Raw genomic sequence first — 24,430 nt, forward strand, 5'->3', positions numbered from 1 at the left:
GGGTCATCCCGCCGCCGGAAGCTCCTCGCCCTGCACGGCCTGTATGTCCAGCTCCACCCGCAGCGTGGTACCGATCGCCGCGATGCCCGCCGCGACCACCTGGTTGTAGTTCATCGCGAAGTCCTCGCGGCGCAGCTCCGCGGTGGCCCGGAAGGCCGCCCGCACCCCGCCCCAGGGGTCGGGGCCGGTGCCCAGATAGGTCAGGCTCAGCTCCACGTCCCGCACCACACCGTGCATGGACAGCTCACCGTGCACCGTCCACCGGTCAGGACCGGCCGCGCTCAGACGCGTGCTCTGGTAGGTGAGGACCGGGAACTGCTCCACATTCAGGAAGTCGGGCGACTTCAGGTGGCCGTCCCGCATCTCGTTACCGGTGTCGATGCTGGCCGCCTGGATCACCGCCTCGACCCGCGACTTCTCGATGTCCTCGGCGATCTCGATCCGCCCGCCGAAATCCGTGAACCGCCCGTGCACACTGGAGATCCCCAGGTGCTGCGCGACGGCCCCCACCGTCGAATGCGCGGGATCGAGCGTCCACGCGCCGGGCGGCGGCAGCTCCACCCCGCCCTGCCGGGCCAGCACCAGCGTGCCCACATCGGCGCGCCCGGCGGCCGTGACGATCGCCGTCGACGCCATCGGCGCGTAGCCCACCGCGGTGGCGATGACCGTGTACGGACCGGGCGGCAGCGGCTCCTGGCTGCGCACCGAACCGTCCTCGGTGGCCTGCGCGCGCAGCACCTGCCCGCCCGTCATATCGGTCACGGTCAGCACCGCGTGCTGCACCGCCCATCCGTCGCGGGTGAGAATCCGGGCCCGCAGCCCCGCTCCCCCGCCTGCTCCTGCCCCAGTGGTCGTCATGCCGCCTGTCGTCTCCTGCTCCCGTGGTGCTGTGGTGTCTCCGCGCCCGGACCGGGCAGCGGTGCGAGGCCGTCCCCTGCCTGATGTACACCGCTGCCCGGCTCCGGGTTCCGGGTCCGGCGGAAATAACCGCCGCCCGGTCCGGGGCCGGGGCGTGTCTCCGCTCTGCGCACGCCCCGGCCCCGGAGTTCTCAGTCGCCCGGGTGGGCGAGTTCGACGTCGTGTCCGTCGATCCCGTGCCCGGCGACCGTCAGGTTGCCCGCGACCGGCGGGTAGCCGCTCGCGATGACCGTGTAGTCGCCCGCGTCCAGGTCGGTGAAGGCGTACGCGCCGTCCTCCCCGGTGGTGGCGGTGGCGACCACGTTCCCGGCCGCGTCGACCAGCGTGACCCGCGCGTCCGGCAGCGGGCGGCGGTCGGCCCCGGCCCGTACGGTGCCCTGCACCCTGGCCCCGGCCCGCAGCGCGATCTCCAGCCGGGTCAGGCCCTGGGAGCCGACCTCGACGGGCAGCGCGGCGGGCCGGTGACCCGGCGCGTTCACCGCGACCGTGAAGGTTCCGGCGACCAGCTCCTCGAAGCTGAACTCGCCCCGCTCACCGGTCTTGCCGGTGGCCAGCACCTCGCCGCGGACATCGGTGACGACGACCATCGCCGCGTCCACCGGCTGCCCGTCGTCGGCGCCGCGCACGGTGCCCACGAGCCCGCTGGTGGCCGACAGCACGATGTCGAAGCCGAGCGGCTCGTCGCCGACGACGACCGTGGAGGCCTGCGGCTGGTGGCCGTCGGCGGCCGCGATCAGCACGTACGAGCCGGAGCCCGGGGCGTCCAGGGCGTACGAGCCGTCGGTGTGCGCCACCGAACGGCCGAGCTGCCGCCCGGAGAGCGAGATCAGCGTCACCGCGGCGCGCGGCACGGCGCCGCCGTCCGCGTTCCGCACGAAGCCGTGCACGCCCTGCCGGGGCTGGTGCCCGGACCCGCCGTCACCGGCCGAGGCGTACGCCGCCAGGCGCTGCGGGGCGACCGCGGCGGCCAGTGCCCGGTCGGAGTCCGGAGTGGACGGACCGGCGGCCGGGGCGCCCACCAGGGCGGGCTCCCGCGTCTGGACCGGCGCCTGGACCGGTGCCGCGGCGGCGGCCGCGTCGTTCACGGGGGCGGTCGCCGGTGCGGCGGCTTCGGCGGACGCTTGCGAGCCCGAGTTGGTGCGCAGTGCGACCTCCTTGATGAAGAGGGTGAGCAGGAAGGCGAGGAACGCGGCCGGAGCGGCGAACAGGAAGACGTCCGCGACGCCGTGCCCGTAGGCGCTCTCCATGATCGAACGCAGCGGCTCCGGGAGCTTGTCCAGGTCGGGGATGCCGCCTCCGGCGCTGCCGCCCGCCTTCTGGGCCAGCGCGGCGCCCTTGGGGCCGAGGTCGGTCAGGCCGTCCTTCACGTAGTCGGTGACCCGGGTGCCGAGCACCGCGCCGAGCGCCGAGACGCCGACCGCACCGCCCAGCGAGCGGAAGAAGGTGACGACGGCGCTGGCCGCGCCGAGGTCCTGCGGCGCCACCTGGTTCTGGGTGGCCAGCACCAGGTTCTGCATCATCATGCCGATGCCGAGGCCCATGAGCGCCATGTAGATCGCCAGGTGCCAGTACGGGGTGTCGTACCGCATCGTGCCGAGCAGGCCGAGGCCCGCGGTCAGCAGCGCGCCACCACTGACCAGCCACACCTTCCAGCGGCCGGTCTTGGTGATGATCTGGCCGGAGAGGGTCGAGGAGACGAACAGGCCGCCGATCATCGGGATGGTCATGACGCCGGACATCGTGGGCGTCTTGCCGCGGGCCAGCTGGAAGTACTGGCTGAAGAAGACGGTTCCGGCGAACATCGCCACACCGACGAAGAGCGACGCCAGCGAGGCGAGGGTGATCGTCTTGTTGCGGAACAGCCGCAGCGGGATGATCGGCTCGCTCGCCTTGGACTCGATCAGCAGGAAGAGCAGGCCGAGGGCGATCGAACCGCCGACCATCGCGTAGGACTGCCAGGAGACCCAGTCGTACTTGTCACCCGCGAAGGTGACCCACAGCAGCAGCAGCGAGACGGCGGCGCTGATGAAGAGCGCGCCCGTCCAGTCGACCTTGACGTCCCGCTTCACGACCGGGAGCTTCAGGGTCTTCTGCAGCACGATCAGCGCGATGAACGCGAACGGCACGCCGACGTAGAAGCACCAGCGCCAGCCCAGCCAGTCGGTGTCGGTGATGACGCCGCCCAGCAGCGGGCCGCCGACGGTCGCGACGGCGAAGGTCGCGCCGAGGTAGCCGCTGTACCGGCCGCGCTCGCGCGGGGAGATCATCGCGGCCATGACGATCTGGGCGAGCGCGGACAGTCCGCCGACGCCGACGCCCTGGACGACACGGCAGGCGATCAGCATGCCGGTGTTCTGCGACAGGCCCGCGACGACCGAGCCCCCGACGTATATCAGCAGGGCTATCTGGACCAGCAGCTTCTTGCTGAACAGGTCGGAGAGCTTGCCCCACAGCGGAGTGGTGGCCGTCATGGACAGCAGCGCGGCGGTGACGACCCAGGTGTAGGAGGACTGGCTGCCGTGGAGATCGGCGATGATCTCGGGGAGCGCGTTGGAGACGATCGTCGACGACAGGATCGCGACGAACATCCCGAGCAGCAGCCCGGACAGCGCCTCCATGATCTGCCGGTGGGTCATCGGTTCCGCGTCGTCGGCCCCTTGGCCGTGGTGGCCGTGGTGACCTCCTCCGCCATGCTTGGCGTGGGCGGGGCCGCCCGCGGGTCCCCGCACACCACCGTCCGGTGTGGTCGTTGCCATGAATGTCCTTAACTTTGCGAAGGTGTACGGGTGGTGCATTCGGCCTGGTGCGGCAGGCGCCGGTGCCGGGTGTCACCGAAGCTCGTCCGCAGCCGGGCGAGAAGTTCATTGAGGCGGCCGACATCGTCGTCCGACCAGTCGCTCAGACAGCTCGCGAGTGCCTCCGTGTAGCACTCGGACACCTGGCTGAGCAGCTTCAATCCGCTCTCGTTGATGCTCAGCAGCCGCGAGCGCCGGTCGAGCGGATCGGGCTTGCGGTCCACCCAGCCGCGATCGGCGACATGGGCCACATGGCGACTGGTGACCGACATGTCGATGCCGAGCAGCTCGGCGAGTTTGCTCATGCGCATCTCGCCGTAACGGTCGAGGAGCATGAGGACGACGGCCGAACCGGCCGGGCAGTCGGCCGGAAGGGCGCGACCCAGCCCGCGCTTGACGGTGCCGATGGCACTGAGCTGACGGGCCAGCTCTTCGTACTGGCTCTGCGCTGCCATCGCACCTCCTTGGCTTTAGGTTGCTTTAGGCAACCATAGAAGAAGTTAGTTGCTGCAGGCAAATGACAGGGTGGGTTGGGCGGTAAATTCCCCTTAAAGGCTTGTCCTCTTATCGGTCAAATGGGGCCAGTGAGATGTGAGGTGCCTGGTGTGACCCAGGGGTGGGCGGGAATCCGCTCGTTCGCTAGGGTCTGGGCCCATGGCGAACAACCCGCAGAGCCCCAACGGCAACCAAGACCCGTCCGGCTCCACTCAGATGTTCCGTGCGTTCGTCGACGACGGCGAACGGCAGCCGCAGACGGCCGCTCCGGCGAGCGGTGGCCCGCGGGTCGGCGTGATCGTCGGTGTGGTCGCCGCGATCGTCGTCATCGCGGCGGTGGCCTGGCTGGCGCTGGGCTGACCGGCCGGTCCGCTCAGGACGTCCGCGTCCCGCTCTCCCGGGACTTCGGCGATTCCGAGGGCTTCGGTGTCTTCGGAGGCTTGGGGGTCTTCGGGGGTTTCCAGGGCTTCCAGTCGACGGAGACGTCCCGGGTCTCGATGTGCATGCCCAGCGGGACCCGCCAGGCGTCCACGCACACCTTCCAGGTCCGCTCCCGCTTCTGACCCGCGCCGATCGGCGCGGGCAGCTTCCTCTTCGACTTCAGCGTCGCCCAGTCGAGGCCGAGCGCGTCGATGACGTGCGTCGACAGCGTCACCGTGCCCGATGCGACGGGCAGCCCGCCGGTGTTGCGGAACTCGACCGTCACCTTCTCGCACCAGCGCTCGTCGGTCGCCGTGCGCTCGGGGTCGCCGACCTTCAGGGCGGCCGGTCCGCTGGGTGTGGAGGGTGTGGAGGGGGTGGACGGCGCGGGGGACGTGGTGCCGGGCGAGGGGGCGGGCTCGTCGTCCGTACGACCGCCACCGGGGCCCGTCTCGCCGCCGCTGCCCCGTTCGTTGTCGCCCGATGAGCTGGTGGCCGGGGGCCGCGATGACGCCGGTGGCGCGGGCGCGTGCGTACGGGGCGCGGTGGTGGACCCGGTCGTGGAGGGCGCGCTGCTGGCTCCGCCCGTACCGGCCGTCTCCGGCGACCCGCTCTTTCCGTCCGTCCCGCCGCGCTCGGCCGTGGCGTCGCCGCCCTGGTCCAGCGGCACCAGGTCCACGCCGCCGTCCGGGGGGACGGCCTTCGTCGGGGCCCGCCCGTCGCCGGGTCCGGCCGCCCCGGTCGCGACATGTCCCGCGCCGCTCCCGGCGCAGCCGCCGAGCAGTGCGCCCAGGCACAGCGCGGCCGCCGAGGCGGCGATTGCCGTGCCCCGGCGGCCCGTTGTCCGGCTCCCTGCGGGTCGCATCGCGCCAGTGTGGCTGACGGCCCGTCAGGTGTACAGGGTCAGTCCGCGATGAGACCCTCGCGCAGCTGGGCCAGGGTCCGGGTGAGCAGCCGGGAGACATGCATCTGGGAGATGCCGACCTCCTCGCCGATCTGGGACTGCGTCATGTTGGCGAAGAAGCGGAGCATGATGATCTGGCGCTCGCGCGGCGGCAGTTTGGCGAGCAGCGGCTTGAGCGACTCGCGGTACTCCACGCCTTCCAGCGCGGTGTCCTCGTATCCGAGCCGGTCGGCCAGGGAGCCCTCGCCGCCCTCGTCCTCCGGGGAGGGGGAGTCCAGCGAGGACGCGGTGTAGGCGTTGCCCACCGCGAGCCCGTCGACCACGTCCTCCTCGGAGACGCCGAGCGCCACGGCCAGCTCGGGAACGGTCGGGGAGCGGTCGAGGGTCTGGGCCAGCTCGTCGCTGGTCTTCGTCAGCGCCAGCCGCAGCTCCTGCAGTCGCCGCGGCACGCGCACCGACCAGCTGGTGTCGCGGAAGAAGCGCTTGATCTCGCCCACGACGGTCGGCATCGCGAAGGTCGGGAACTCCACGCCCCGTTCGCAGTCGAAACGGTCGATCGCCTTGATCAGACCGATCGTGCCGACCTGGACGATGTCCTCCATCGGCTCGTTGCGGCTGCGGAACCGGGCCGCCGCGTAGCGCACCAGCGGAAGGTTCAGCTCGATGAGGGTGTCACGGACATACCCGGCCTCCTCGCTGTCCCGGTCGAGTGCGGCGAGCCGCAGGAAGAGGGAGCGGGAGAGGGTGCGGGTGTCGATGGCGTCGCAGTCGTCAAGCACGTGCGGTGCGTCGTTGGTGAGCACCTTCGAGCTGCCCAGTTCTACGGACATGCCACCCCCTTGAGGTCGCGGACGGTTCCCAGTTGCGCTCTCCGCGTTCAAGCGCAGCCTCCCCCTGAATACCGGAGGTCGGGCCGCGGCAAACGCGACTCCAGCAGAATGTCACATGTCGGCAACACGCTGTAGCGCCATGTCGACATTACAGCGCCGAAGAAGCGGGGCGGGGGTCGCTCGTCACGACGACGGTTCGATCCGATTTGCGGATCTGAGCCGGGCGAAGCTGCGGGACAGCAGCCGGGACACATGCATCTGCGAGACGCCGAGCTCCGCGCTGATCTGAGATTGAGTCAGATTGCTGTAGTAACGGAGCAAAAGAATGCGCTGCTCGCGCTCGGGCAGCTGTACGAGGAGATGACGCACCAAGTCGCGGTGTTCGACTCCGGCGAGCGCCGGGTCCTCGTAGCCGAGCCGGTCGACCAGCCCGGGCAGCCCGTCGCCCTCCTGGGCGGCCTCCAGGGAGGTCGCGTGGTACGAGCGCCCGGCCTCGATGCAGGCCAGCACCTCGTCCTCGCCCAGCCCCAGTCGTTCGGCGATCTCGGCGGTGGTGGGCGAGCGGCCGTGCAGCACGGTCAGATCCTCGGTCGCGCCGTTGACCTGCACCCATAGCTCGTGCAGTCGGCGCGGTACGTGCACGGTGCGGACGTTGTCGCGGAAGTAGCGCTTGATCTCGCCGACCACGGTGGGCATCGCGAAGGTCGGGAACTGGACGCCGCGCTCCGGGTCGAACCGGTCGATCGCGTTGATCAGGCCGATCGTGCCGACCTGGATCACGTCTTCCATGGGCTCGTTGCGGCTGCGGAAGCGGGCGGCGGCGTAGCGGACCAGCGGCAGGTTGGCCTCGATCAGCGCGTCGCGCACCCGGTTGTGCTCGGGGGTGCCGGCGGTGAGGCCGGACAGCTCGGCGAAGAGCACCTGGGTGAGGGCTCGGGCATCAGCCCCGCGGCTTCTGCCGCTTTCGCTGCCGCCATCGCCTTGGGGCGGGGTTCTGGGCGCGGTACGGGCCGACACGGTCACGCCACCCCTTCATCTTCACGATGTATTCACCCGGCAAAGCGGTCATAGCATCACAAGACATGTGCACTGTGTGCAAGCACCGCTTTACTACGTGTTGGTGGCTAAATTGCCCCATAGTGGGGCGACCGCTCCCGTCGGTACTCCGTCGGTACTCGGAAGGCGGAGCCGGTGATCACCCGGGTGCTCCGGTCAATTGACCAGCTCGCTCATGAACTCACCGACGCTCGTCGCGGCCTCCGATATGCCCTCGAACCCCACCTGGACGAGATCGGCCGCTCGTGCCGGGGTCTTGATGATCGTGTACAGCACGAAGACGATCAGCATGTAGAGCGCGATTTTCTTCGCCTGGGCCATCTCGTACTGCCTCTCCCGCCGTGTCCCCTGGGGCAATCGCGGCGGAGTCTATCCACACCGCACCGGGATCAGTCTTATCAGTCCGATCATCTGGCAGGTGATCCACAGGTGCGGACTCCGTGGAGTGGGCGTGCGGGCGACGATGGGTGGACTCTGGAGAGGGGCGGGCATCGGGGGTCATGGAGGGGGTCATGGAGGGAGGCGGAGATGCGTGTCGGGGTGCTGACCGGTGGTGGTGACTGCCCGGGGCTGAACGCGGCGATCCGGGGCATCGTCCGCAAGGGTGTCGAGGTGCACGGCCTCGACTTCGTCGGGGTGCGGGACGGCTGGCGCGGCGCCCTCGACGGCGGGATCGTGCCGCTGGACGTACCGGCCGTGCGCGGCATCCTGCCCCGCGGCGGGACCATCCTCGGCTCCTCCCGCACCAATCCGCTGGCCAGCGAGGACGGGGTGCGGCGGGTCCGGGAGACGCTCGCCGACTATGAGGTGGACGCGCTGATCGCCATCGGCGGCGAGGACACGCTCGGGGTCGCCGCGGCCCTCGCGGAGCAGGGGATCGACGTGGTCGGCGTGCCCAAGACCATCGACAACGACGTCGCGGGCACCGACAGCACCTTCGGCTTCGACACCGCGGTCAACATCGCCACGGAGGCCATCGACCGGCTGCACACCACCGCCGAGTCCCATACCCGCACCCTGGTCGTCGAGGTGATGGGCCGCCACGCGGGCTGGATCGCCCTGTACTCGGGCATCGCGGGCGGCGCCAACGTCATCCTCATACCTGAGCAGCCCTTCGACGTCGACCAGGTCTGCGGCTGGGTGGAGGACCGCTTCAAGATCAGGTACGCGCCGATCGTGGTGGTGGCGGAAGGGGCCGTGCCGAAGGAGGGGCAGATGGTGGTCAAGGACTCGGCGCTGGACGAGTTCGGCCATGTGCGGCTGTCCGGCGTCGGGGAGTGGCTGGCCCGGGAGATAGCCGACCGCACCGGCAAGGAGGCCCGCACCACCGTGCTCGGACACATACAGCGCGGCGGTACGCCCAGCGCCTTCGACCGCTGGCTGGCCACCCGCTTCGGGCTGCGCGCGGTCGACGCGGTGCGGGAGCGGGACTTCGGCGTCATGGTCGCGCTGCGCGGCACGGACATCGTGCGCATCCCGCTCGCTGAGGCGGCAGCCGGGATCAGAACCGTCGACCCCGCGCTCTACGCCGAGTTCGGCGTGTTCTTCGGGTGAGGCGTATGCGTCGGACGAGGGGGTGAGGGGGCGGCGCGAGGTGGGGGCGGGGTCAGGTGGGGTGGGGTACCGCGGCTACTGGGCAGTGGGCGTGGTGGAGGACCGCGTGGGCTACCGGGCCCAATCGGCGTTCGGCCATCCGTGGGCTCGTGCGGCGTCCGACGACCAGCAGCCGGGCTCGTTCCGATGCCCGTACCAGCGCCTGCGCCGGGCCCAGCAGCACCACGTCCGGCACCACCGGGACCTGGGGGTACTTCTCCCGCCATGCCCGCAGGGCGTCGGAGACCGCCTGGCTCTCCTGGTCCTCCCACAGGCCGCGGTCCTCCTCCAGCACGGTCAGCATCCAGGCGGAGGGTGAGGCCGGGGGAAGTGCCCACGCGTGCACGACCCGCAGCAGGGCGTCCCGCTCCCGGGCGGCGCGGAAGGCGAAGCCGAGCGTCTCGTCCGCCGGGGTGTGCGCGGTGAAACCGGCCGCCACCTCGTCCGCCTCCTCGTCCTCGTCCGACGGCCGCGCCGCCGTGTCGGGCACGGTCACGACGGGGCAGTCCGCGGTGGCCGCCACGTGCAGCGCCACCGACCCGACGGCGAGGCCGTCGAAGCCGCCCCAGCCGCGTGCCCCGACGACCAGCAGTGCGGCGTCCGCCGCGGCGGCGAGGAGGGCCTGGCCGGGTTCGGTGTCGGTGTGCACCCCCTCGACGTCGAGGCCGGGGTGGCGGTCCATGAACTCGTCGGCCGTCCGGCGCACCATCTGCTCGCCCACGTGCTGCCAGGCGTCCACCCCGGGCACCGGGGAGACCCGGCGCGGCAGCGGGGGACAGGCGTGCGCCAGCAGCAGCCCGACGCCGTGGCGCAGCGCCTCCCGCGCGGCCCACTCCGCCGCCACCAGGCTGCGCCGTGAGCCGTCGACCCCCGCGACGACAGGGCCGGTCATCGCGTTCTCCCTCCCGGAGCGTGGATGGGGTTTTGCGTTTAGTCTAGATACGAGGGATATATCCGGGACGTTCGGAGCGTCCTCTCCACAGAACCGCGAGGGGCAGCGGCCGCCCCCGGTCCGGGCCACCGGACCGGGGGCGGTTCTGCGTCTGCCGGGGGTTCCGCACGGGCCCGGGGTGCTGATGGGGGTGCCGGTGAAGTCCCCCGAAAGTGGGGGCCGATGTCCGGGTTTCGGGGGACGCGGCGGCATGAGGGGCGAGCGCAGGATGGGGGCGAGGGAAGGGAAACGGACATGCGCTCGATCTCATGGCATCTCACCTCGCGCCGATCAGGACTTGCCGCCGGGTCTGTCGCCGTCGTGTCCGCCGTGGCGGTCCTGGGGACGGTCACCCCCTCCGCGTGGGCCACGGCGGCGGAATACCGCCGTGAACCGGTCGGGAAGACCTCGGTACCGGCGTTCACCCCGGCCATCGGTCAGGACCGCAGACATGTGGTCTCGCCCTCCAACGGGGGCCGGGCCTTCCAGGGCGACACCCCCGGGCTCTATGCCGGGGTCCCGGGCCGCCAGCCCTGTGACCGGCGGGAACTGATCCACGATCTCAAGGCGTCCCCGAAGAAGGCCGCCGCCTGGAGCCGGGTCCAGCACATCCGGCCGGAGCGGATACCGGCCTACGTCCACCGGCTCTCCGGTGTCGTCCTGCGGTCGGACACCTACGCCAGGACGTACGGCTACCAGGGCCGGGTGAAACCCGCGGCCACCGTTCTCCAGGCGGGCACCGCGGTGCTCGTCGACCGGCGGGGCATGCCGGTCGTGAAGTGCGCCTCGGGCAACCCCCTCAGGGCGGCGGCCCCGTCGAAAGGCTCCGATCCGCGATTCACCGGTCCTCAGTGGTCCGGCTTCTCCCGCAACGCGGTCACCGTCATCCGTCCGGCCCCGGACGCGGTCAAGCGGATCACCATGGTGACGGTCGGCAAGTCGGAGCTGTTCCGGCGTGTGATCGGCGACGCCAAGGGCAAGAAGGCGCGGGACGCGGTGCTGTCCCCGGCCCACTACCCGAAGTACCTGGCGATGCCGGGCGAGCAGAACGCCCCGAACCTGGCGGAGGCGCCGAAGCGGATCAAGCGCCACTCGCCGCTGGGCCTGGAGACCCTCCGGCCGTCCGAGACCTCGTCGACGGACCCGTCCCAGCCGCCGGACGAGTCCCAGCAGCCCACGGACCCGGGCCAGCAGCAGCCCACGGACCCGGGCCAGCAGCCCTCCGACCCCGGGCAGCAGCCCTCGGACCCGGGGCAGCAGCCCTCGGACCCGGGCCAGCAGCCCTCCGATCCCGGGCAGCAGCCTCAGCAGCAGCCCCCGCCGTCCCAGCCGCCGTCCGACCCGGGCCAGCAGCAGCCTCCGCCGCAGCAGCCCACGGACCCGAACCAGCAGAACCAGCAGCAGCAACCCCCGCCGCAGCAACCGCCCCCACAGCCCCCGCCCCAGCAGCCCCCGCAGCAACAGCCCCCGCAGTAACCTCGCGGCCGCGCACGAAGAAGCCGTCCCCCGGCCCGGATTTTCCCGGGCCGGGGGACGGCACGTGTTCGGTACGGCATGCTGTGCGCATGTCCTCAGACGCGCCGCACACGGGCTCTTGAGCGTCCGCCGGGGCATCGTCCTCGCCTGGGCGGGGCTGTGCCTGGCCGGTATCGCCGCTACGTCCGCGCTCGACGCCGAGCCGTACGCGGACGAGCCGGAGTCCCCCGCCGGTGAGCCGACGCCGACAGCCACGTACACCGTCGACTGCCGGGAGATCGCCGACGACATCGAGCGAGAAGACCGTGCCGGGGCCGAGCGCCGGATGCGGGAAGGGCTCAAGGACGGCCATGTCACTGCCAGGGATGTCCTGGTGCCGGAAGAGTGCGCGGGCGTACTGGAAGCCCGCGGCTTGAAGCGCGACTGAGACAGGATGATCGCCGGGGCGCGGCCGTCTAGAACGGCATGCGGGCTCGCGCGCGCCGACCCGCGGAGCCGCTGCGGCCGACTGCCTTGGAACTGCTGCGGAACGGCTTGCTGAGGATGCGTCCCAGGATGCCGGGGGCCTTGCCGCCCGCGCGTGATCCGGCGCCCAGGGTGCGCTGGGTGCCGCGTTCGGGGTGGCGGGACAGGCGCGGAACGAGGAAGGCCAGCACGGCCAGGACGACACAGACGCCAACAATGGCGAAGATCATGGCGAAACGCTCCTCTGTGAGGTGTGCTTCGCCGAGTACCCGGCCCCGCGGTTCTACACCGGGAACGCGTCGAGGATGTGCTTCAGGCGCATGACCTGACGGGGGATGAACTCGGCGATGGTGAGCCCGACGACGTCCGCGGCCGCGTCCGGGTCGGCGACGACGCGGCGCACCTCGCCGACGGTGAGGCCGTTCGGTTCCCTGCCCAGCCCGAGCACGACCTCGTCGCTGTCCACGGTGAGTGCAGCCCCGCCAGCGCGACGCGCTCCGGGGGAACGGTCGCGGGCAGCAGCTTCAGCACGTCCGGGTCGCCGTGGCCGGTGAGCGCGGAGACGGCCATCGCGTGATGGCCCTTGTAGTCGCTGCGCGGGGTGCCGATGTCGCCACGTCGAGGGGGAACTCGGCGGCGAACGCCTCGACGCTGGAGACGCCCGCGCCCTGCCACCGCGGCCAGAGGAGGCGGAGGTGGTCGGGAGCGCTCGTGGTCATCGGCGCTCTTCCTTACGAGTCGGGGCGGGCGCGGACGCGGGCGCAGGCGCGGGCACGGCCGCGGCGGGGGCGCTCCAGCTCGCGAGCAGGGCGAGGGCCTCGGCGGAGGGCGTGCCCGCCTCCGCCGTGTAGAGGCAGAGGGCCTGATCGGGGTCGGCGGGGAAGGCCAGCGTCTCGTGGTGGAGGGTGAGACGGCCGACGGTGGGGTGGCGGAAGTGCTGCTCGCCGTGGGCGCACTGGGCCACGCGATGGGTGTCCCACCAGGCGCGGAACTCGGGCACCTTGACGAGGAACTCGCCGATGAGCTCGTTGAACCGTGCGTCGTCGGGGTGGCGTGCGGCGACCAGCCGCAGATTGGCGACGACGGTCTCGGCGACCTCGTCCCAGTTCTCGTACCGGTCGCGGGCGGCCGGATCGAGGAGGACGAACCGCGCGAAGTTGCGCTCCCGGTACGGCAGCGCGTCGAAGTCGGTGATCAGGGCGCGGGCGAGCCGGTTGGAGCCGATCACCTGCTGGCGGTGGTTGGTGACGAGGGCCGGGGTGACCTCGCCCAGGACGTCGAGCATCCGGTGCACCGCGGGCCGGGCCCGCTCGGCGCGGGGGGTACGGCGGCGCCGGGGGCCCGCGGGGCGCGGCCGGGCGAGCGCGAACAGGTAGTCGCGCTCGTCGTCGTCCAGCCGCAGGGCGTGGGCGACGGACGTCAGCACGGCCTCGGAGACGTGGGGATGGCGGCCCTGTTCGAGCCGGGTGTAGTAGTCGGTGCTGACCCCGGCCAGCAGGGCGACCTCCTCACGCCGCAGCCCCGGCACCCGGCGGGCACCGGGGCCGGGCGCCAGGTCGGCGGCGTCGGGGGTGAGGCGGGCGCGGCGGGAGCGCAGGAAGTCGCCGAGTTCGCGGTGGGGCTCCATGCCTCCAGTATCGAAGGGCCGGGTGCGCGCCGTACGGGGCGAGGGTGGCCCAGCTGGACCCAGGTTCGGCTGGGCCGGTTCCACCCCCGGCGGGGCCCGTCCGGCGCGTGATTCTGGAACGGGGGCGGCGTCTGCCGACCCCCGAACCCTCCCGGAACAGGAGCACGCATCCCCATGAAAGCGATCGTGACCCGGCACTTCGGCACTCCCGCACGGATGGGCGTGGAGGAGCGGCCGGTCCCCGTGCGCAGACCCGGCGGGGCGCTGGTCCGTATGCGGGCGGCGACGATCAGTCCGTACACGGGCGCCGTGCGCTCCGGCGCGTTCGGCCCGGAGTACGCCACCGCCCCCCTGGTGCTCGGCAGCGAGGGCGCGGGCGTCGTCGAGGAGGGCGAACGGTTCGCGCCGGGCACCCGGGTCGCCGTCTACGGCGGTGGCGAGCTGGGCACGACGGCGGACGGCATGTTCCAGCAGTGGGTGGCCGTCGACGAGGACCGCCTCCTCGCCCTGCCCGGCGCCTTCGACTTCGCGGAGGGCTCGGCGTTCACCGTCAACTACCTCACCGCCTATCTCGCCCTCACCGGCATCGCGCGGCTCACTCGGGCCGCCCCGGACCGGACCGTGCTGGTCTCCGGCGCCTCCGGGTCGGTCGGGCACGCCTCGATCCAGACCGCCTCGGCCCTGGGCGCCCGTCCGATCGCGCTCGTGTCGTCCCCGGAGAAGGCCCGGCGGGCCGAGCAGGCGGGCGCGTGGGCGGTGGTCGACCTGTCCGCCGGGGATCTCGACGGCGCCGTCGCGGAGCTGACCGGCGGGCAGGGCGCCGACCTGGCGCTCGACCCCGTCGGCGGGCCGCTGCCGGGCAGGCTGCTGCGCGTCCTGCGCCGCGGCGGCACGCTCGTCTCGCTCGGCTTCGTCGGCGGGAGGCGGGCCGAGGTGGACGTGATGGAGCTGATCGGCGGCGAGAAGTACGTCACTGGCTACTCCCTCTTCTCCCACGCCACCGCGGACATCGCCCCCGCCCTGCGCGGGATCGGGGAGCTGGCCGCCGACGGCAGGCTCCGGCCCGTCATCGACAGCCGGGTCCCGCTGGACGACTTCGAGGACGGCTACGCCCGCCTCGCCTCGCGCCGGGCGGTCGGCTCCGTCGTCGTCGATCTGGCCCCGGCCCCGGCTCCCGGTCCGGCCCCCGATCCGGCCCCGGCTCCCGCTGCCAGGCTGGCCAGGAGCTTGAGCCGGTCTTCGGAGGTGCTGCCCGGCTCGGCGGTGTAGAAGGTCAGCTCGTGCACCGACCGGTGGGACGTGGGCAGGTCCAGGGACCGGTACGTCAGGTCCAGACGGCCGACCTCGGGGTGGTGCAGGGGCTTGACGCCGTCGTGGTGGATGCGGACGTCGTGGGCCGCCCACAGGGTGCGGAAGTCGGGGCTGAGCGTGGACAGTTCGCCGATGAGTCCGCGCAGGGCCCGGTCGTGGGGTTCGCGTCCGGCCTCGGCGCGCAGCAGGGCGACGGTGGCGCGGGCGGCGGCGTCCCAGTCGACGAAGAAGTGGTGGGCGCCGGGGTCGAGGAAGTGGTAGCGGGCGATGTTGGCGTGGCCGCGTCCGCCGGTGGTGTCGCTGTCGAACATCGGCGCGTGCAGGGCCCGGGCCAGCGGGTTGGTGGCGACGACGTCCATGCGGCCGTTGCGTACGAAAGCGGCGGACAGGGTGACGGAGTCGAGCAGCCACTGCACGGGGTGAGGGACCGCGACGTCCTTGCGGCGGGACGGCGTGCGGCGGGCCGGGCGGGCCGCGCGGGCCAGGTCGAACAGGTAGGTGCGTTCGTCGTGGTCCAGCCGCAGGGCCTGGGCGACCGCGTTGAGCACGTCTTCGGAGACGCCGCCGATGTGGCCCTTCTCCAGCCGCGTGTACCACTCGGTGCTCACCCCGGCGAGCACCGCGACCTCCTCCCGCCGCAGACCCGGGACCCGGCGCCGTCCGCTGGTCGGCAGCCCGACCTGCTCCGGGGTGATCTTCGCGCGCCGACTGGCGAGGAAATCCCGGATCTCGGAGCGGTTGTCGGCGCGCTTGTCGGCGTGGTCGTCGGGTCGGTGGTCCATGCCATCCACGGTATGCGCGGACATCCGGGGAGGGAGGTCGAGCTTGTACCCCCCATGGACGCAGCCTTGCCCGAGACAGGGAGCGGGAGTTTTTGAACGGAGCGCTCCGCTCCGATAGGGTCATCGCCGAACGACACCGTTCCGCCGACCCGGAGGACAGATGAACGCGACGACCAGGCCGACGGCCCTGGTGACCGGCGCCAGCCGCGGCATAGGCGCGGCGACCGCGCGGGAGCTCGGGGCCCGCGGCTACCGCGTGGCCGTGAACTACTTCTCGAACCGTGAGGCCGCCGACCAGGTGGTCAAGGTCATCGAGGCCGACGGCGGCGAGGCGTTCGCCGTCCGGGCCGATGTGCACGACCCCGGCCAGGCGGCCGAACTGCTGCGGCGCTCCACGGCCGACGGGCGCCTGGACGTCCTCGTCTGCAACGCCGGTGCGGGCTTCACCCCCACCCCCGTGCGGACCCTCCCCTGGGACGACTTCAAGGCGAAGGTGACGGACGAACTCGCGTCCGTCTACACCCTCACCCAGCAGGCGATGGCCCTCATGGGCGCCCAGGGGCGGGGCCGGATCGTGTACGTCTCCAGCTCCGTGGCCGACGGTCCGCCCGCCCCGGGCATGGCCGCCCATGGGACCGCCAAGTCCGCCCTGAACACCTTCGCCCGCTTCGTCGCCCACGAGGCCGGTCCGCTCGGCATCAACGTCAACGTCGTCGCACCGGGCTTCGTCCGCACCGAGGCCAGCGCGGGCATGCCGGAGGAGTTCCAGCGGAGCCTGGCGGAACGCACCCCCCTGGGGCGGGTCGCGGAACCGGAGGACATCGCGCGGACGATCGCGATGCTCGTCGGCGAGGACGCGGGCTTCGTCACCGGCGAGGTCCTCACCGTCGACGGTGGCCGCGGCGTCGTACGCATGTAGTCGCACGCATGCAGTCGTACGCGTGTAGGGGAGAATGGCGCTCCATGGGTGACACGCAGACCGGTACGACGCCACGCGGCCGACAGCGGGAGGCGGACCGCAACGACGCCCGCCTCATGCGAGCGGCACGCGAGGTCTTCGCCGAACGGGGCTGGGACGCCCCCGTCTCGGAGATCGCCCGCCGCGCCGGTATCGGCATGGGCAGCCTCTACCGCCGCTACCCCAGCAAGGAGCTGCTGGCCCAGCGGATGCGGATCGTGGCGATGGACCAGCTCGTCACCCAGGTACGCACGGCTCTCGCCGAAGAGCCCGACCCCTGGGCGGCGTTCGCCCGCTTCCTGGGGGACGCGCTGTCGGTCCAGGACCCCGGTGGTCCGCTGCTCCCCCTGATCGGCGGCCGCCTCCCGGCCACGGATGACGTCGCGGCCGCCGCCGGGCGGCTGCGGACCGCCCTCGACGACCTGGTGGCGCCCGCGCACCGGGCCGGAGTGCTGCGTACCGACGTCACCTCCGCCGACATCCCGCTGCTGCTGGAACACCTCACCGCGCGGATTCCCCTCCCCGGCGAGCGTGCCACCGCGCTCCATCTGCGCTACCTCGACGTGGTCCTCGCCGGGCTGCGCACCCCCGCCGCCACCCCGGCCGCCGCCGCGCCCACGGCTCTGCCGGGCCCGGCACCGCACTGGGACGAACTCCGCGACCTGTGGAACGCCCCCGGCGGATGACCCGGCGGGGAGGGCCCGGGCGGCTGGGGGTGGTGAACGCGGCGATGGCCAAGGTCAGGTGCGGTCCTCCGGGTCGGACGGTCGGGCCGCCAGCCCCGCCGCGTCTTCCAGCGCCCGTACCCCGAGGTCGACGAGCGGGTTCCGGCGGCTGCCACGGCGTACGCAGGTGAGGAGCCGCCGCGTCGGCATGTTCTCGCTCGACACCGGCACCCGTACCACCGCCTGGGCCGACGGGCCCTCGGCCAGCCGCGGGATCAGCGAGACGCCCAGCCCGTTCCCGACCAGCGACCACACCGCGGGCCACTGGGTGGCGGCGTGCACGATCCGCGGCGAGAACCCGGCCGCCGCGCACAGCACCCGCACCCGGTGGGCGTGGTCGCAGGTGCCCGGGTCGGCGACGATCCAGTCCTCGGCCGCCGCGTCCTCCAGCCGGACCGAACCCGCCCGCGCCAGCGGGTGGTCGGCGGGCACCAGCAGGAAGTACGGCTCCTCCAGCAGGGGGCTCTGCTCGAACCGCGCGTCATCCGGCTGCGGTCCGCCCTCGACGGGCTCCACGACCGCGACGTCCACCTCGCCCGCCACCAGCAGGTCCATGCTCTCCACGGTGTCGCACTCGCGCACCCGCACCAGGAGGTCGGGACGGCTGCGCCGCAGCCGCCCGGCGGCGGGGGCGATCAGACCGCTGATCGCGGTGGTGAAGCCCGCGATGCGCAGCGGTCCGGTCAGGCCCGCCCGGTAGGACTCCAGCTCCGCCCGCGCCTCCTCCCACCGGGCCAGCAGCGCGTCGGCGTGGTCGATGAGCAGGAGCCCGGCCGGGGTCAGCCGGACGCCGCGGCCCCGCGGCTCCATGAGCGGGACCTTGAGCTCGCGCGCGAGTTCGCGCAGGTGGTGGGAGACCGCCGACGGGGTGAGGTGCAGGGCCTCGGCGGCCGCGGTGACCGTGCCCTGCTGGTGAACCATGCGGAGCATGTGAAGCCGACGCAGGTCAATCATGAAACTATTTTGCACATACCACCGGCAAAACGTGCAATGGACCGCAACGGTCGGGCGGGGTCATCCTGCTGACATGCCCACTCCCCGCATCGCGCGCTTCACGGCGATCTGGACCTTCGTCGGTCTGGTGCTGCTGACCCTCAATCTGCGGGCGGCCATCACCGGCGTCCCCCCGGTCCTGGGCGAACTCCAGGGCACGTTCGGGCTCACCGGCGTCGAGGCCGGTGTGCTCGCCACCCTGCCGGAACTGTGTCTGGGCATCTTCTCCGCGCTCACCCCCGTGCTCGCCCGCCGCATCGGCACCCAGGCGGCGATCACCGTGGCGCTCTTGGTGCTGACCATCGGGCTCCTGCTGCGCGTGGTCCCCGCTCAGGCGGCGCTGTTCACCGGCACCGTGCTGGCCGGGGCCGGGATCGCCACGGGCAACGTGCTGGTACCGGCGGTCATCAAGCGGGTGTTCCCCCGCCACGTGGGGCCGCTCACCGGCCTGGCGATGATGCTGATGTCGGTCAGCGGCGCCGCCGCGGCGGGCCTGGCCGTTCCCCTGGATCACATGGGCGGCTGGCGGCTGTCGCTGGTCGTGTGGGCGGCCCCGTCTCTGATCGCGGCCCTGGTGTGGTGCCCGCTCGCGCTCCGCGGCCGGAAGCAGCCGCCGGAACGCCCGGCCGACCACGCTGACGCCCCTACCCCTGAGGGGTCCCTGCTGCGCTCGCCGCTGGCGTGGTCCATCACGGTCTTCATGGGGATGACGTCGCTGATGTTCTATACGCTGACGGCGTGGCTTCCCCAGATGATGAGCGACCACGGTTTCGCGCCCGCCACCGCCGGGATGATGAACTCGGTCATCATCATCATCGGCATCCCCCTCGGCTTCGTCGTACCGGTGGTCGCCGCCCGTCTGCGCGACCAACGCCCGCTCGTCGTCGGGGTCGTCGCCCTGATGGTGATCGGACTCGTCGGCCTGCTCCTGGCGCCGGGGGCCGGATGGGTCTGGGTCGCGGTCTTCGGGGTCGCCACCGGCAGCGCGTTCCCGATCGCCCTCACGCTGCTCAACCTGCGTTCACCCACCGCCGCGGTCACGGCGCGGCTTTCGGGCATGGCCCAGTCCGGCGGGTATCTGCTCGCCGCGACCGGCCCGTTGACCTTCGGCGTGCTGCACAGCGTCACCGGCGCCTGGAAGGTGTCGGTCTGGCTGCTGCTCCTGCTCGTGGTGCCCGAGCTGGTGTGCGGTCTGCTGGCCGCCCGGCCCGGCCTCGTACGGCTGAGCACCACGCGCCCGGAGGGCCACACGGAGCACGTCCCCGAGCCCGCGGACACCTGACATCAGCCTGCGGCGATCGCGGAGAGGGCGCGCAGATCGTCGAAGGCCTGGGAGAGATGCGCGTCCAGGGCCTGTGAGGGGTCGTCGATCCAGGCTTCGGCCGCCTGGTGGAAGGCGGCCCAGCCGGTCCGGGCGGCCAGGCCCGCCAGCCGGTCGGCGACACCGCGCCGCCGCAGCGCCTCCGCCACGGCCTCGGTGAGCGACGCGGACTTGGCCAGATCGCGTTCGCGGAGCGCCGGGGTCCTGGCGATGATCTCCAGCCGTGGTTCGGCGAACGGACGGTTGTCCTCAAGGATGCGTCCGGCCTTCTGGAAGGCGTGGAGCAGTACGTCGAGCGGCCGCAGACCGTCGGGCGCTTCGGCCACCGCCCGCATCAGCGCCGCGCGCAGGTCGGCCTCGCCGTCGAAGAGCACCTCGCGCTTGTCCGGGAAGTGCCGGAAGAACGTGCGCTCGGTGACCCCGGCCCGGGCGGCGATCTCAGCCGTGGTGGTCCGGTCGAACCCGCGCTCCCCGTACAGCTCCAAGGCCGCCCGCTGAAGGCGGCGGCGCGCTTCTGCTCCGCTCCGTGGCACCCCCCGAGGCTATCGCATATGTCAGTGACCGACACCACTTGACGTCAGTGACCGACACCACTTGACGTCAGTGACTGACGCTACTTAATGTCAGCGACTGGCGCTACCTGGTGCCAGTCACTGACGTCATAGCGGGAGGGCGTTCCATGCATGTCTTCGTTACCGGGGGTTCCGGCCTGACCGGCCCCGCCGTCGTCGCCGAGCTCCTCGCGGCCGGTCACACCGTCACCGGTCTGGCGCGCTCGGACGCGGCCGCCGCCCGGCTGAAGTCGCTGGGCGCCACACCGCACCGCGGCTCCCTCGACGACCTCGACAGCCTGCGCGGTGGCGCCGAAGCCGCCGACGGCGTCCTGCACATGGCCTACGGCGGTGACTTCTCCGACCTCGACGACATGATGCGGCGCGACCGGACCGCGATCGAGACGCTCGGCGGGCCGCTGGAACGCTCGGGCAAGCCGTTCGTCGTCACGTCGGGCACCCTGGTCATGCCCACCGGCCGGGAGAGCACCGAGAAGGACGAGCCCGACGCGGCCGGGATCGCCGCCTTCCGCATCGCGGGCGAGCGGGCCTGTCTGGGCTTCGCCGCCCGGGGAGTGCGCGCGAGCGTGGTCCGCCTCGCTCCCACCGTCCACGGCCCCGGCGACTACGGCTTCATCCCCCAGCTCGTCGCCACCGCACGCGGCACCGGCGTCTCGGCCTACGTCGGCGACGGCGCCAACCGGTGGCCCGCGGTGCACCGGCTCGACGCGGCGGTCCTGTTCCGGCTGGCCGTGGAGAAGGCTCCCGCGGGCAGCGTGCTGCACGGAGTGGCCGAAAGCGGCGTCACCCTGAGGAGCATCGCGGAGACCATCGCCCGCAACCTCGGCCTGCCCACGGTCTCGCTGACCCCGGACGACGCCGCCGCGCACTTCCCGAGCCCGTTCATGGCCACGGTCTACGGCATCGACGCGCCCATCTCCAGCTCGTACACGCGGGAGTTGCTGGACTGGTCGCCCACCCGCCCGACCCTGCTCGACGACCTGGAGCACGGCGACTACTTCGCCATGGCCGCGGCGGCGGGCTAGTTGGTGTCGGCGCCGACCTCGGCGGTGCCGGGCACGTCGTGTCGTGTGGTGCCGGTCAGCTGTGCAGGTCGCGCAGCACCTTGTAGAAGGCGGCCTTGCCCTCGAAGCCGATGCCGGGGATGTCGGTCAGGCCGACGCGGCTCTTCTCGACGACGGCGTCGTCGGCGAAGCCTCCGGTGGGCTGGAACTCGCCCGGGTAGGACTCGTTGCCGCCGAGTCCCAGCGCGGCGTCCGGGTCTCCACCATGAACTCGGACGAGGCCCGCCAGCTCTTCGAGATCCGCTTGTCCCTGGACCCGACCGCCGCCGAACTCGCGGCCCGGCGGCGCACGGACGACGACATCGCCACCATGCGGGCCGCCGTCGACAAGCTCCTCCCCGTCACCCGCCAATGGGGGGAGGAGGCACTCACGGCCCACCGCACCTTCCACCAGGCGCTGTACCGGGCCTCGCACAACGACGTCCTCATCCGTCTCCTGGACGACCTGTGGGACAAGTCCGACCGGTACCGGCGCCTCGGCCTCGAACTCCCGCCCGGCGACGAACCCCGCACCCGGGACCTCCAGGAACACCACCAGCTCGTCTCCCTCGTCGAGGAGGGCCGGGCAGCCGAGGCCGCCCAGCTGATGCGCGATCACATTACCCACAGCCTCACCGCCACCGCGATCAGCGCCCTCGAGGACCGCGAAGGCGCCCCTACGGTGTGAGGGTGCGCCTGGACGTACGGTCGACGGGGTGGGGCGGGATCGGGAGTCCGAGCACCAGGGCCACGCAGAACACCCCCCTGCCCTGCGTTTCCGCAGTTCAGGGGGGTGATTCGAGCGGTAGCGGTGGGATTTGAACCCACGGAGGAGTTGCCCCCTCACGCGCTTTCGAGGCGCGCTCCTTCGGCCGCTCGGACACGCTACCGAGGCAGAGCCTAGCGGACGAAGGGGCGAGATCCGAAATCGGTTCCGGGTGGGGGGGATCAGGAGGTGCGGAAGAAGGCGGTGAGGGGGGCCGCGCACTCGTCGGGGAGGACGTCGTGGATGACCTCGGGGCGGTGGTTGAGGCGGCGGTCGCGGACGATGTCCCAGAGGGAGCCGACGGCGCCCGCCTTTTCGTCGATCGCGCCGTAGACCACGCGGTCGAGCCGGGACAGCACGATGGCGCCCGCGCACATGGCGCACGGCTCCAGGGTCACCACCAGGGTGCATCCGGTCAGCCGCCAGCCGCCGAGGCGGCGGGCCGCGGCGCGCAGGGCGAGGACCTCGGCGTGGGCCGTGGGGTCGCCGTGGGCCTCGCGTTCGTTGCGGCCGCGGCCGAGCACCGTGCCGTCCGGGCCCAGCACGACGGCGCCGACCGGGACGTCTCCCGTCTCGGGTGCCCGTACGGCCTCCTCCAGCGCGAGGCGCATCGGGGCGCGCCAGGGGTCACGCAGGGGGTCGGGGTCGGGGCCCGGCAGGATGCCGGTCAGCGGATCGGTCATGACACCAGTGTGGCGGCGGTCAGCGCACCGCCTCCAGGCCCTCCATGCCGGCGCCCAGCATGTCCGCGATCGATTCGAACGCGTCGCCGTCGAGGGACTTCAGTTCCTTCTCCTCCATGCCCAGGTCGGTCAGGATGTCGCCGTCCCCGAGGGGGCCCACCGGGACGGGGGCGTCGGGGTCGGTGTCGTCGTCCTCGTCGGGCTCGCCGTCCTCGGTGCCGTCCAGGTCGACGAGGCTGTCCAGGTCGTCGTCGGGGTCCCGGCCGAGCAGCTCGTCGGTGAGCATCGAGCCGTATGAGGTGCGGGCGGCCGCGGCCGCGTCCGATACGTAGATGTGCGGGTCCTCCTCGCCGTCCACGCGGACGACGCCGAACCACGCGTCTTCGTGCTCGATGAAGGCCAGAACCGTGTCGTCGTCCTTGGCGGCCCCACGAGCCAGATCGATCAAATCGGTCAGAGTCTCCACGCTGTCGAGCTCTGTGTCGCTCGCTTCCCACCCTTCTGCGGTGCGCGCGAGCAATGCGGCGAAGTACACCGTGACTCTCCCACTGGTCATAGGCGTGCCGGGGCGGGCGGGACAGTGTCCCGCCCCAATCGGAATCGTGGCAGAAACCGTCGCTTCGCGAGAGGTCTTCCGCGCTGCGTCGTGCACCAGTCCAAAGAGATGTGGCTCACGTGAAACGAAACGGACCGACCTGATCGCTCCATCGGCGGTGCGCCGGGTTCGGGCTCACCAGCGGAACGTGCGCAGGTGTATCGCCTCGCGCATCCGGGAGGCGCGGGTCAGCCGCGGCCGTACGCGGTCGCGCACCTGCCGGGCCTCGTTGAGCGCGCTCAGGAAGAGCTCGCGACGGCGGCGGCGGTCCGCGGCGCTCTCGCGTGCGGACACGGCGCCCATCGTCCTGCCGGTGGGCATGTCGGTGTCGGCCATGGCCTCACCCCTCGGGCCGAGGTCTCCGCCCGGACGTGGGGCCCGGGCGCTCCTGCCCACTTTCCCCCGAAACTGCGCTTTGATGCCAGCACGGCGGCAGACTGTCGGCGCGCGCCGACAGGGCGGCGGGGGCGGCGGGGGTTCGGGGGTTACCGGCGGGAGCCGCGGCCGGAGGGCTCCGTTAGTGTCGGGGCCATGCGGATTCACGTCGTCGACCACCCGCTGGTGGCGCACAAACTCACCACGCTGCGCGACACGCGCACCGACTCCCCCACCTTCCGGCGGCTCGCCGACGAGCTGGTGACCCTGCTCGCGTACGAGGCCACCCGCGATGTGCGGACCGAGCAGGTCGACATCGAGACCCCGGTGACGGCGACGACCGGGGTGCGGCTCTCGCATCCGCGTCCCATGGTGGTGCCGATCCTGCGGGCGGGCCTGGGGATGCTCGACGGCATGGTGCGGCTGCTGCCGACGGCCGAGGTGGGCTTCCTCGGCATGATCCGCGACGAGGAGACGCTCCAGGCGTCCACGTACGCCACCCGGATGCCCGAGGACCTCTCCGGCCGTCAGGTGTACGTGCTGGACCCGATGCTGGCGACCGGCGGGACGCTCGTCGCGGCGATCCGCGAACTCATCAAGCGGGGCGCGGACGACGTCACCGCGCTGTGCCTGCTGGCGGCGCCCGAGGGCGTCGAGGTGATGGAGCGTGAGCTGGCGGGCACGCCCGTGACGGTGGTCACCGCCTCCGTCGACGAGCGGCTCAACGAGCACGGGTACATCGTCCCGGGGCTCGGTGACGCGGGCGACCGGATGTACGGGACCGCGGGCTAGTTTC

At 72.2% G+C, this 24,430-nt stretch carries 27 protein-coding genes, 1 tRNA gene and 1 pseudogene; 11 read left to right on the top strand and 18 right to left on the bottom strand.

Annotation, left to right across the window (positions count from 1 at the left end):
* Nucleotides 1-3: 3 nt before the first annotated feature.
* The 3 genes from ABZ370_RS00185 to ABZ370_RS00195 form a co-directional block, all read right to left on the bottom strand.
* The gene (locus tag ABZ370_RS00185) at nucleotides 4-858 is read right to left on the bottom strand and encodes a YceI family protein (protein WP_358614506.1); all 855 of its coding nucleotides are present in this window, start codon (nucleotides 856-858) and stop codon (nucleotides 4-6) included.
* A 191-nt stretch (nucleotides 859-1,049) separates the two neighbouring features.
* On the bottom strand, nucleotides 1,050-3,674 hold the full coding sequence (locus ABZ370_RS00190) for an MFS transporter (protein WP_358614508.1): 2,625 nt from the start codon (nucleotides 3,672-3,674) through the stop codon (nucleotides 1,050-1,052).
* Between the two features lie 8 nt (nucleotides 3,675-3,682).
* Nucleotides 3,683-4,168, bottom strand: a complete 486-nt coding sequence (locus ABZ370_RS00195; protein ID WP_358614510.1) for a MarR family transcriptional regulator — start codon at nucleotides 4,166-4,168, stop codon at nucleotides 3,683-3,685.
* A 199-nt stretch (nucleotides 4,169-4,367) separates the two neighbouring features.
* Here ABZ370_RS00195 and ABZ370_RS00200 point away from each other — a divergent pair, with 199 nt between their 5' ends.
* Nucleotides 4,368-4,568 carry a hypothetical protein gene (locus ABZ370_RS00200; protein WP_358614512.1) on the top strand — a complete coding sequence of 67 codons (201 nt, stop codon included), beginning with the start codon at nucleotides 4,368-4,370 and terminating at the stop codon, nucleotides 4,566-4,568.
* A gap of 13 nt (nucleotides 4,569-4,581) precedes the next feature.
* Here the strand turns inward: ABZ370_RS00200 and ABZ370_RS00205 are convergent, their stop codons facing one another.
* The 4 genes from ABZ370_RS00205 to ABZ370_RS00220 all read right to left on the bottom strand — a co-directional run bounded on the left by ABZ370_RS00205 (nucleotide 4,582) and on the right by ABZ370_RS00220 (nucleotide 7,775).
* Nucleotides 4,582-5,493 carry a hypothetical protein gene (locus ABZ370_RS00205; protein WP_358614514.1) on the bottom strand — a complete coding sequence of 304 codons (912 nt, stop codon included), beginning with the start codon at nucleotides 5,491-5,493 and terminating at the stop codon, nucleotides 4,582-4,584.
* Nucleotides 5,494-5,531: 38 nt separating this feature from the next.
* Nucleotides 5,532-6,362, bottom strand: a complete 831-nt coding sequence (locus tag ABZ370_RS00210; protein ID WP_358614516.1) for an RNA polymerase sigma factor SigF — start codon at nucleotides 6,360-6,362, stop codon at nucleotides 5,532-5,534.
* Between the two features lie 183 nt (nucleotides 6,363-6,545).
* Nucleotides 6,546-7,385, bottom strand: coding sequence for an RNA polymerase sigma factor SigF (locus ABZ370_RS00215; RefSeq protein WP_358614518.1), 840 nt, complete (start codon nucleotides 7,383-7,385; stop codon nucleotides 6,546-6,548).
* A gap of 189 nt (nucleotides 7,386-7,574) precedes the next feature.
* Nucleotides 7,575-7,775: a hypothetical protein gene (locus ABZ370_RS00220; protein ID WP_358616098.1), complete on the bottom strand. Its 201-nt coding sequence runs from the start codon at nucleotides 7,773-7,775 to the stop codon at nucleotides 7,575-7,577.
* A gap of 171 nt (nucleotides 7,776-7,946) precedes the next feature.
* Here ABZ370_RS00220 and ABZ370_RS00225 point away from each other — a divergent pair, with 171 nt between their 5' ends.
* Complete coding sequence (locus tag ABZ370_RS00225) at nucleotides 7,947-8,972, top strand: 6-phosphofructokinase (RefSeq protein WP_358614520.1); 1,026 nt, start codon at nucleotides 7,947-7,949, stop codon at nucleotides 8,970-8,972.
* Between the two features lie 52 nt (nucleotides 8,973-9,024).
* On the opposite strand, the gene ABZ370_RS00230 is transcribed toward ABZ370_RS00225, so the two are convergent.
* Nucleotides 9,025-9,903: a universal stress protein gene (locus ABZ370_RS00230; RefSeq protein WP_358614522.1), complete on the bottom strand. Its 879-nt coding sequence runs from the start codon at nucleotides 9,901-9,903 to the stop codon at nucleotides 9,025-9,027.
* A gap of 294 nt (nucleotides 9,904-10,197) precedes the next feature.
* On the opposite strand from ABZ370_RS00230, the gene ABZ370_RS00235 reads away from it, so the two are divergent.
* Nucleotides 10,198-11,418 carry a DUF6777 domain-containing protein gene (locus ABZ370_RS00235; RefSeq protein WP_358614524.1) on the top strand — a complete coding sequence of 407 codons (1,221 nt, stop codon included), beginning with the start codon at nucleotides 10,198-10,200 and terminating at the stop codon, nucleotides 11,416-11,418.
* A gap of 118 nt (nucleotides 11,419-11,536) precedes the next feature.
* Nucleotides 11,537-11,845 (top strand): hypothetical protein, encoded by a 309-nt coding sequence (locus tag ABZ370_RS00240; protein WP_358614526.1) that lies wholly within the window; start codon nucleotides 11,537-11,539, stop codon nucleotides 11,843-11,845.
* Between the two features lie 28 nt (nucleotides 11,846-11,873).
* On the opposite strand, the gene ABZ370_RS00245 is transcribed toward ABZ370_RS00240, so the two are convergent.
* The 3 genes from ABZ370_RS00245 to ABZ370_RS00255 all read right to left on the bottom strand — a co-directional run bounded on the left by ABZ370_RS00245 (nucleotide 11,874) and on the right by ABZ370_RS00255 (nucleotide 13,510).
* Nucleotides 11,874-12,113: a DUF6411 family protein gene (locus tag ABZ370_RS00245; RefSeq protein ID WP_358614528.1), complete on the bottom strand. Its 240-nt coding sequence runs from the start codon at nucleotides 12,111-12,113 to the stop codon at nucleotides 11,874-11,876.
* A 53-nt stretch (nucleotides 12,114-12,166) separates the two neighbouring features.
* Entirely contained in the window at nucleotides 12,167-12,349 is a 183-nt protein-coding gene (locus ABZ370_RS00250; protein WP_358614530.1) for a hypothetical protein, read from the bottom strand.
* A 249-nt stretch (nucleotides 12,350-12,598) separates the two neighbouring features.
* On the bottom strand, nucleotides 12,599-13,510 hold the full coding sequence (locus ABZ370_RS00255; protein ID WP_358614532.1) for a helix-turn-helix transcriptional regulator: 912 nt from the start codon (nucleotides 13,508-13,510) through the stop codon (nucleotides 12,599-12,601).
* Between the two features lie 462 nt (nucleotides 13,511-13,972).
* On the opposite strand from ABZ370_RS00255, the pseudogene ABZ370_RS00260 reads away from it, so the two are divergent.
* Nucleotides 13,973-14,602: pseudogene (locus ABZ370_RS00260) on the top strand (zinc-binding alcohol dehydrogenase family protein); the annotation flags it as partial.
* A 14-nt stretch (nucleotides 14,603-14,616) separates the two neighbouring features.
* Here the strand turns inward: ABZ370_RS00260 and ABZ370_RS00265 are convergent.
* Nucleotides 14,617-15,603 carry a helix-turn-helix transcriptional regulator gene (locus ABZ370_RS00265; RefSeq protein ID WP_358614534.1) on the bottom strand — a complete coding sequence of 329 codons (987 nt, stop codon included), beginning with the start codon at nucleotides 15,601-15,603 and terminating at the stop codon, nucleotides 14,617-14,619.
* Between the two features lie 160 nt (nucleotides 15,604-15,763).
* Between ABZ370_RS00265 and ABZ370_RS00270 the strand changes: the two genes are divergently transcribed.
* Nucleotides 15,764-16,522 carry an SDR family oxidoreductase gene (locus ABZ370_RS00270; RefSeq protein WP_358614536.1) on the top strand — a complete coding sequence of 253 codons (759 nt, stop codon included), beginning with the start codon at nucleotides 15,764-15,766 and terminating at the stop codon, nucleotides 16,520-16,522.
* 44 nt (nucleotides 16,523-16,566) lie between these two features.
* Nucleotides 16,567-17,247 carry a helix-turn-helix domain-containing protein gene (locus ABZ370_RS00275; RefSeq protein ID WP_358614538.1) on the top strand — a complete coding sequence of 227 codons (681 nt, stop codon included), beginning with the start codon at nucleotides 16,567-16,569 and terminating at the stop codon, nucleotides 17,245-17,247.
* A 54-nt stretch (nucleotides 17,248-17,301) separates the two neighbouring features.
* On the opposite strand, the gene ABZ370_RS00280 is transcribed toward ABZ370_RS00275, so the two are convergent.
* Nucleotides 17,302-18,240, bottom strand: a complete 939-nt coding sequence (locus ABZ370_RS00280) for a LysR family transcriptional regulator (protein WP_358614540.1) — start codon at nucleotides 18,238-18,240, stop codon at nucleotides 17,302-17,304.
* Nucleotides 18,241-18,313: 73 nt separating this feature from the next.
* Here ABZ370_RS00280 and ABZ370_RS00285 point away from each other — a divergent pair, with 73 nt between their 5' ends.
* The gene (locus ABZ370_RS00285) at nucleotides 18,314-19,561 is read left to right on the top strand and encodes an MFS transporter (RefSeq protein ID WP_358614542.1); all 1,248 of its coding nucleotides are present in this window, start codon (nucleotides 18,314-18,316) and stop codon (nucleotides 19,559-19,561) included.
* A 2-nt stretch (nucleotides 19,562-19,563) separates the two neighbouring features.
* Here ABZ370_RS00285 and ABZ370_RS00290 read toward each other — a convergent pair whose 3' ends face one another.
* A complete protein-coding gene (locus ABZ370_RS00290) occupies nucleotides 19,564-20,133 on the bottom strand; it encodes a TetR family transcriptional regulator (protein WP_358614544.1) in 570 nt (189 codons plus the stop codon).
* Nucleotides 20,134-20,279: 146 nt separating this feature from the next.
* Between ABZ370_RS00290 and ABZ370_RS00295 the strand changes: the two genes are divergently transcribed.
* Complete coding sequence (locus ABZ370_RS00295; RefSeq protein WP_358614546.1) at nucleotides 20,280-21,197, top strand: SDR family oxidoreductase; 918 nt, start codon at nucleotides 20,280-20,282, stop codon at nucleotides 21,195-21,197.
* Between the two features lie 61 nt (nucleotides 21,198-21,258).
* The gene (locus ABZ370_RS00300; protein WP_358614548.1) at nucleotides 21,259-21,903 is read left to right on the top strand and encodes a GntR family transcriptional regulator; all 645 of its coding nucleotides are present in this window, start codon (nucleotides 21,259-21,261) and stop codon (nucleotides 21,901-21,903) included.
* A 115-nt stretch (nucleotides 21,904-22,018) separates the two neighbouring features.
* On the opposite strand, the gene ABZ370_RS00305 is transcribed toward ABZ370_RS00300, so the two are convergent.
* The 4 genes from ABZ370_RS00305 to ABZ370_RS00320 all read right to left on the bottom strand — a co-directional run bounded on the left by ABZ370_RS00305 (nucleotide 22,019) and on the right by ABZ370_RS00320 (nucleotide 23,595).
* Nucleotides 22,019-22,105: transfer RNA gene (locus ABZ370_RS00305), tRNA-Ser, on the bottom strand.
* A gap of 58 nt (nucleotides 22,106-22,163) precedes the next feature.
* Nucleotides 22,164-22,664: a tRNA adenosine(34) deaminase TadA gene (gene tadA, locus ABZ370_RS00310; RefSeq protein WP_055546188.1), complete on the bottom strand. Its 501-nt coding sequence runs from the start codon at nucleotides 22,662-22,664 to the stop codon at nucleotides 22,164-22,166.
* A gap of 19 nt (nucleotides 22,665-22,683) precedes the next feature.
* On the bottom strand, nucleotides 22,684-23,199 hold the full coding sequence (locus ABZ370_RS00315; protein WP_358614550.1) for a hypothetical protein: 516 nt from the start codon (nucleotides 23,197-23,199) through the stop codon (nucleotides 22,684-22,686).
* A 195-nt stretch (nucleotides 23,200-23,394) separates the two neighbouring features.
* Nucleotides 23,395-23,595 (bottom strand): hypothetical protein, encoded by a 201-nt coding sequence (locus ABZ370_RS00320; RefSeq protein ID WP_358614552.1) that lies wholly within the window; start codon nucleotides 23,593-23,595, stop codon nucleotides 23,395-23,397.
* A gap of 195 nt (nucleotides 23,596-23,790) precedes the next feature.
* Here ABZ370_RS00320 and upp point away from each other — a divergent pair, with 195 nt between their 5' ends.
* Nucleotides 23,791-24,426 carry a uracil phosphoribosyltransferase gene (gene upp / locus ABZ370_RS00325; RefSeq protein ID WP_358614554.1) on the top strand — a complete coding sequence of 212 codons (636 nt, stop codon included), beginning with the start codon at nucleotides 23,791-23,793 and terminating at the stop codon, nucleotides 24,424-24,426.
* Nucleotides 24,427-24,430: the final 4 nt, after the last annotated feature.

Origin of the sequence: Streptomyces sp. NPDC005962, assembly GCF_040629205.1 — a bacterium.
In the GTDB taxonomy this organism is placed as follows: domain Bacteria; phylum Actinomycetota; class Actinomycetes; order Streptomycetales; family Streptomycetaceae; genus Streptomyces.

Excerpts from the sequence above, each read along its gene's own strand:
- ABZ370_RS00185 (WP_358614506.1), bottom strand. The coding sequence starts at position 858 with ATGACGACCACTGGGGCAGGAGCAGGCGGGGGAGCGGGGCTGCGGGCC.
- ABZ370_RS00190 (WP_358614508.1), bottom strand. The coding sequence starts at position 3,674 with ATGGCAACGACCACACCGGACGGTGGTGTGCGGGGACCCGCGGGCGGC.
- ABZ370_RS00195 (WP_358614510.1), bottom strand. The coding sequence starts at position 4,168 with ATGGCAGCGCAGAGCCAGTACGAAGAGCTGGCCCGTCAGCTCAGTGCC.
- ABZ370_RS00200 (WP_358614512.1), top strand. The coding sequence starts at position 4,368 with ATGGCGAACAACCCGCAGAGCCCCAACGGCAACCAAGACCCGTCCGGC.
- ABZ370_RS00205 (WP_358614514.1), bottom strand. The coding sequence starts at position 5,493 with ATGCGACCCGCAGGGAGCCGGACAACGGGCCGCCGGGGCACGGCAATC.
- ABZ370_RS00210 (WP_358614516.1), bottom strand. The coding sequence starts at position 6,362 with ATGTCCGTAGAACTGGGCAGCTCGAAGGTGCTCACCAACGACGCACCG.
- ABZ370_RS00225 (WP_358614520.1), top strand. The coding sequence starts at position 7,947 with ATGCGTGTCGGGGTGCTGACCGGTGGTGGTGACTGCCCGGGGCTGAAC.
- ABZ370_RS00230 (WP_358614522.1), bottom strand. The coding sequence starts at position 9,903 with ATGACCGGCCCTGTCGTCGCGGGGGTCGACGGCTCACGGCGCAGCCTG.
- ABZ370_RS00235 (WP_358614524.1), top strand. The coding sequence starts at position 10,198 with ATGCGCTCGATCTCATGGCATCTCACCTCGCGCCGATCAGGACTTGCC.
- ABZ370_RS00245 (WP_358614528.1), bottom strand. The coding sequence starts at position 12,113 with ATGATCTTCGCCATTGTTGGCGTCTGTGTCGTCCTGGCCGTGCTGGCC.
- ABZ370_RS00255 (WP_358614532.1), bottom strand. The coding sequence starts at position 13,510 with ATGGAGCCCCACCGCGAACTCGGCGACTTCCTGCGCTCCCGCCGCGCC.
- ABZ370_RS00265 (WP_358614534.1), bottom strand. The coding sequence starts at position 15,603 with ATGGACCACCGACCCGACGACCACGCCGACAAGCGCGCCGACAACCGC.
- ABZ370_RS00270 (WP_358614536.1), top strand. The coding sequence starts at position 15,764 with ATGAACGCGACGACCAGGCCGACGGCCCTGGTGACCGGCGCCAGCCGC.
- ABZ370_RS00275 (WP_358614538.1), top strand. The coding sequence starts at position 16,567 with ATGGGTGACACGCAGACCGGTACGACGCCACGCGGCCGACAGCGGGAG.
- ABZ370_RS00280 (WP_358614540.1), bottom strand. The coding sequence starts at position 18,240 with ATGATTGACCTGCGTCGGCTTCACATGCTCCGCATGGTTCACCAGCAG.
- ABZ370_RS00285 (WP_358614542.1), top strand. The coding sequence starts at position 18,314 with ATGCCCACTCCCCGCATCGCGCGCTTCACGGCGATCTGGACCTTCGTC.
- ABZ370_RS00295 (WP_358614546.1), top strand. The coding sequence starts at position 20,280 with ATGCATGTCTTCGTTACCGGGGGTTCCGGCCTGACCGGCCCCGCCGTC.
- tadA (WP_055546188.1), bottom strand. The coding sequence starts at position 22,664 with ATGACCGATCCGCTGACCGGCATCCTGCCGGGCCCCGACCCCGACCCC.
- ABZ370_RS00320 (WP_358614552.1), bottom strand. The coding sequence starts at position 23,595 with ATGGCCGACACCGACATGCCCACCGGCAGGACGATGGGCGCCGTGTCC.
- upp (WP_358614554.1), top strand. The coding sequence starts at position 23,791 with ATGCGGATTCACGTCGTCGACCACCCGCTGGTGGCGCACAAACTCACC.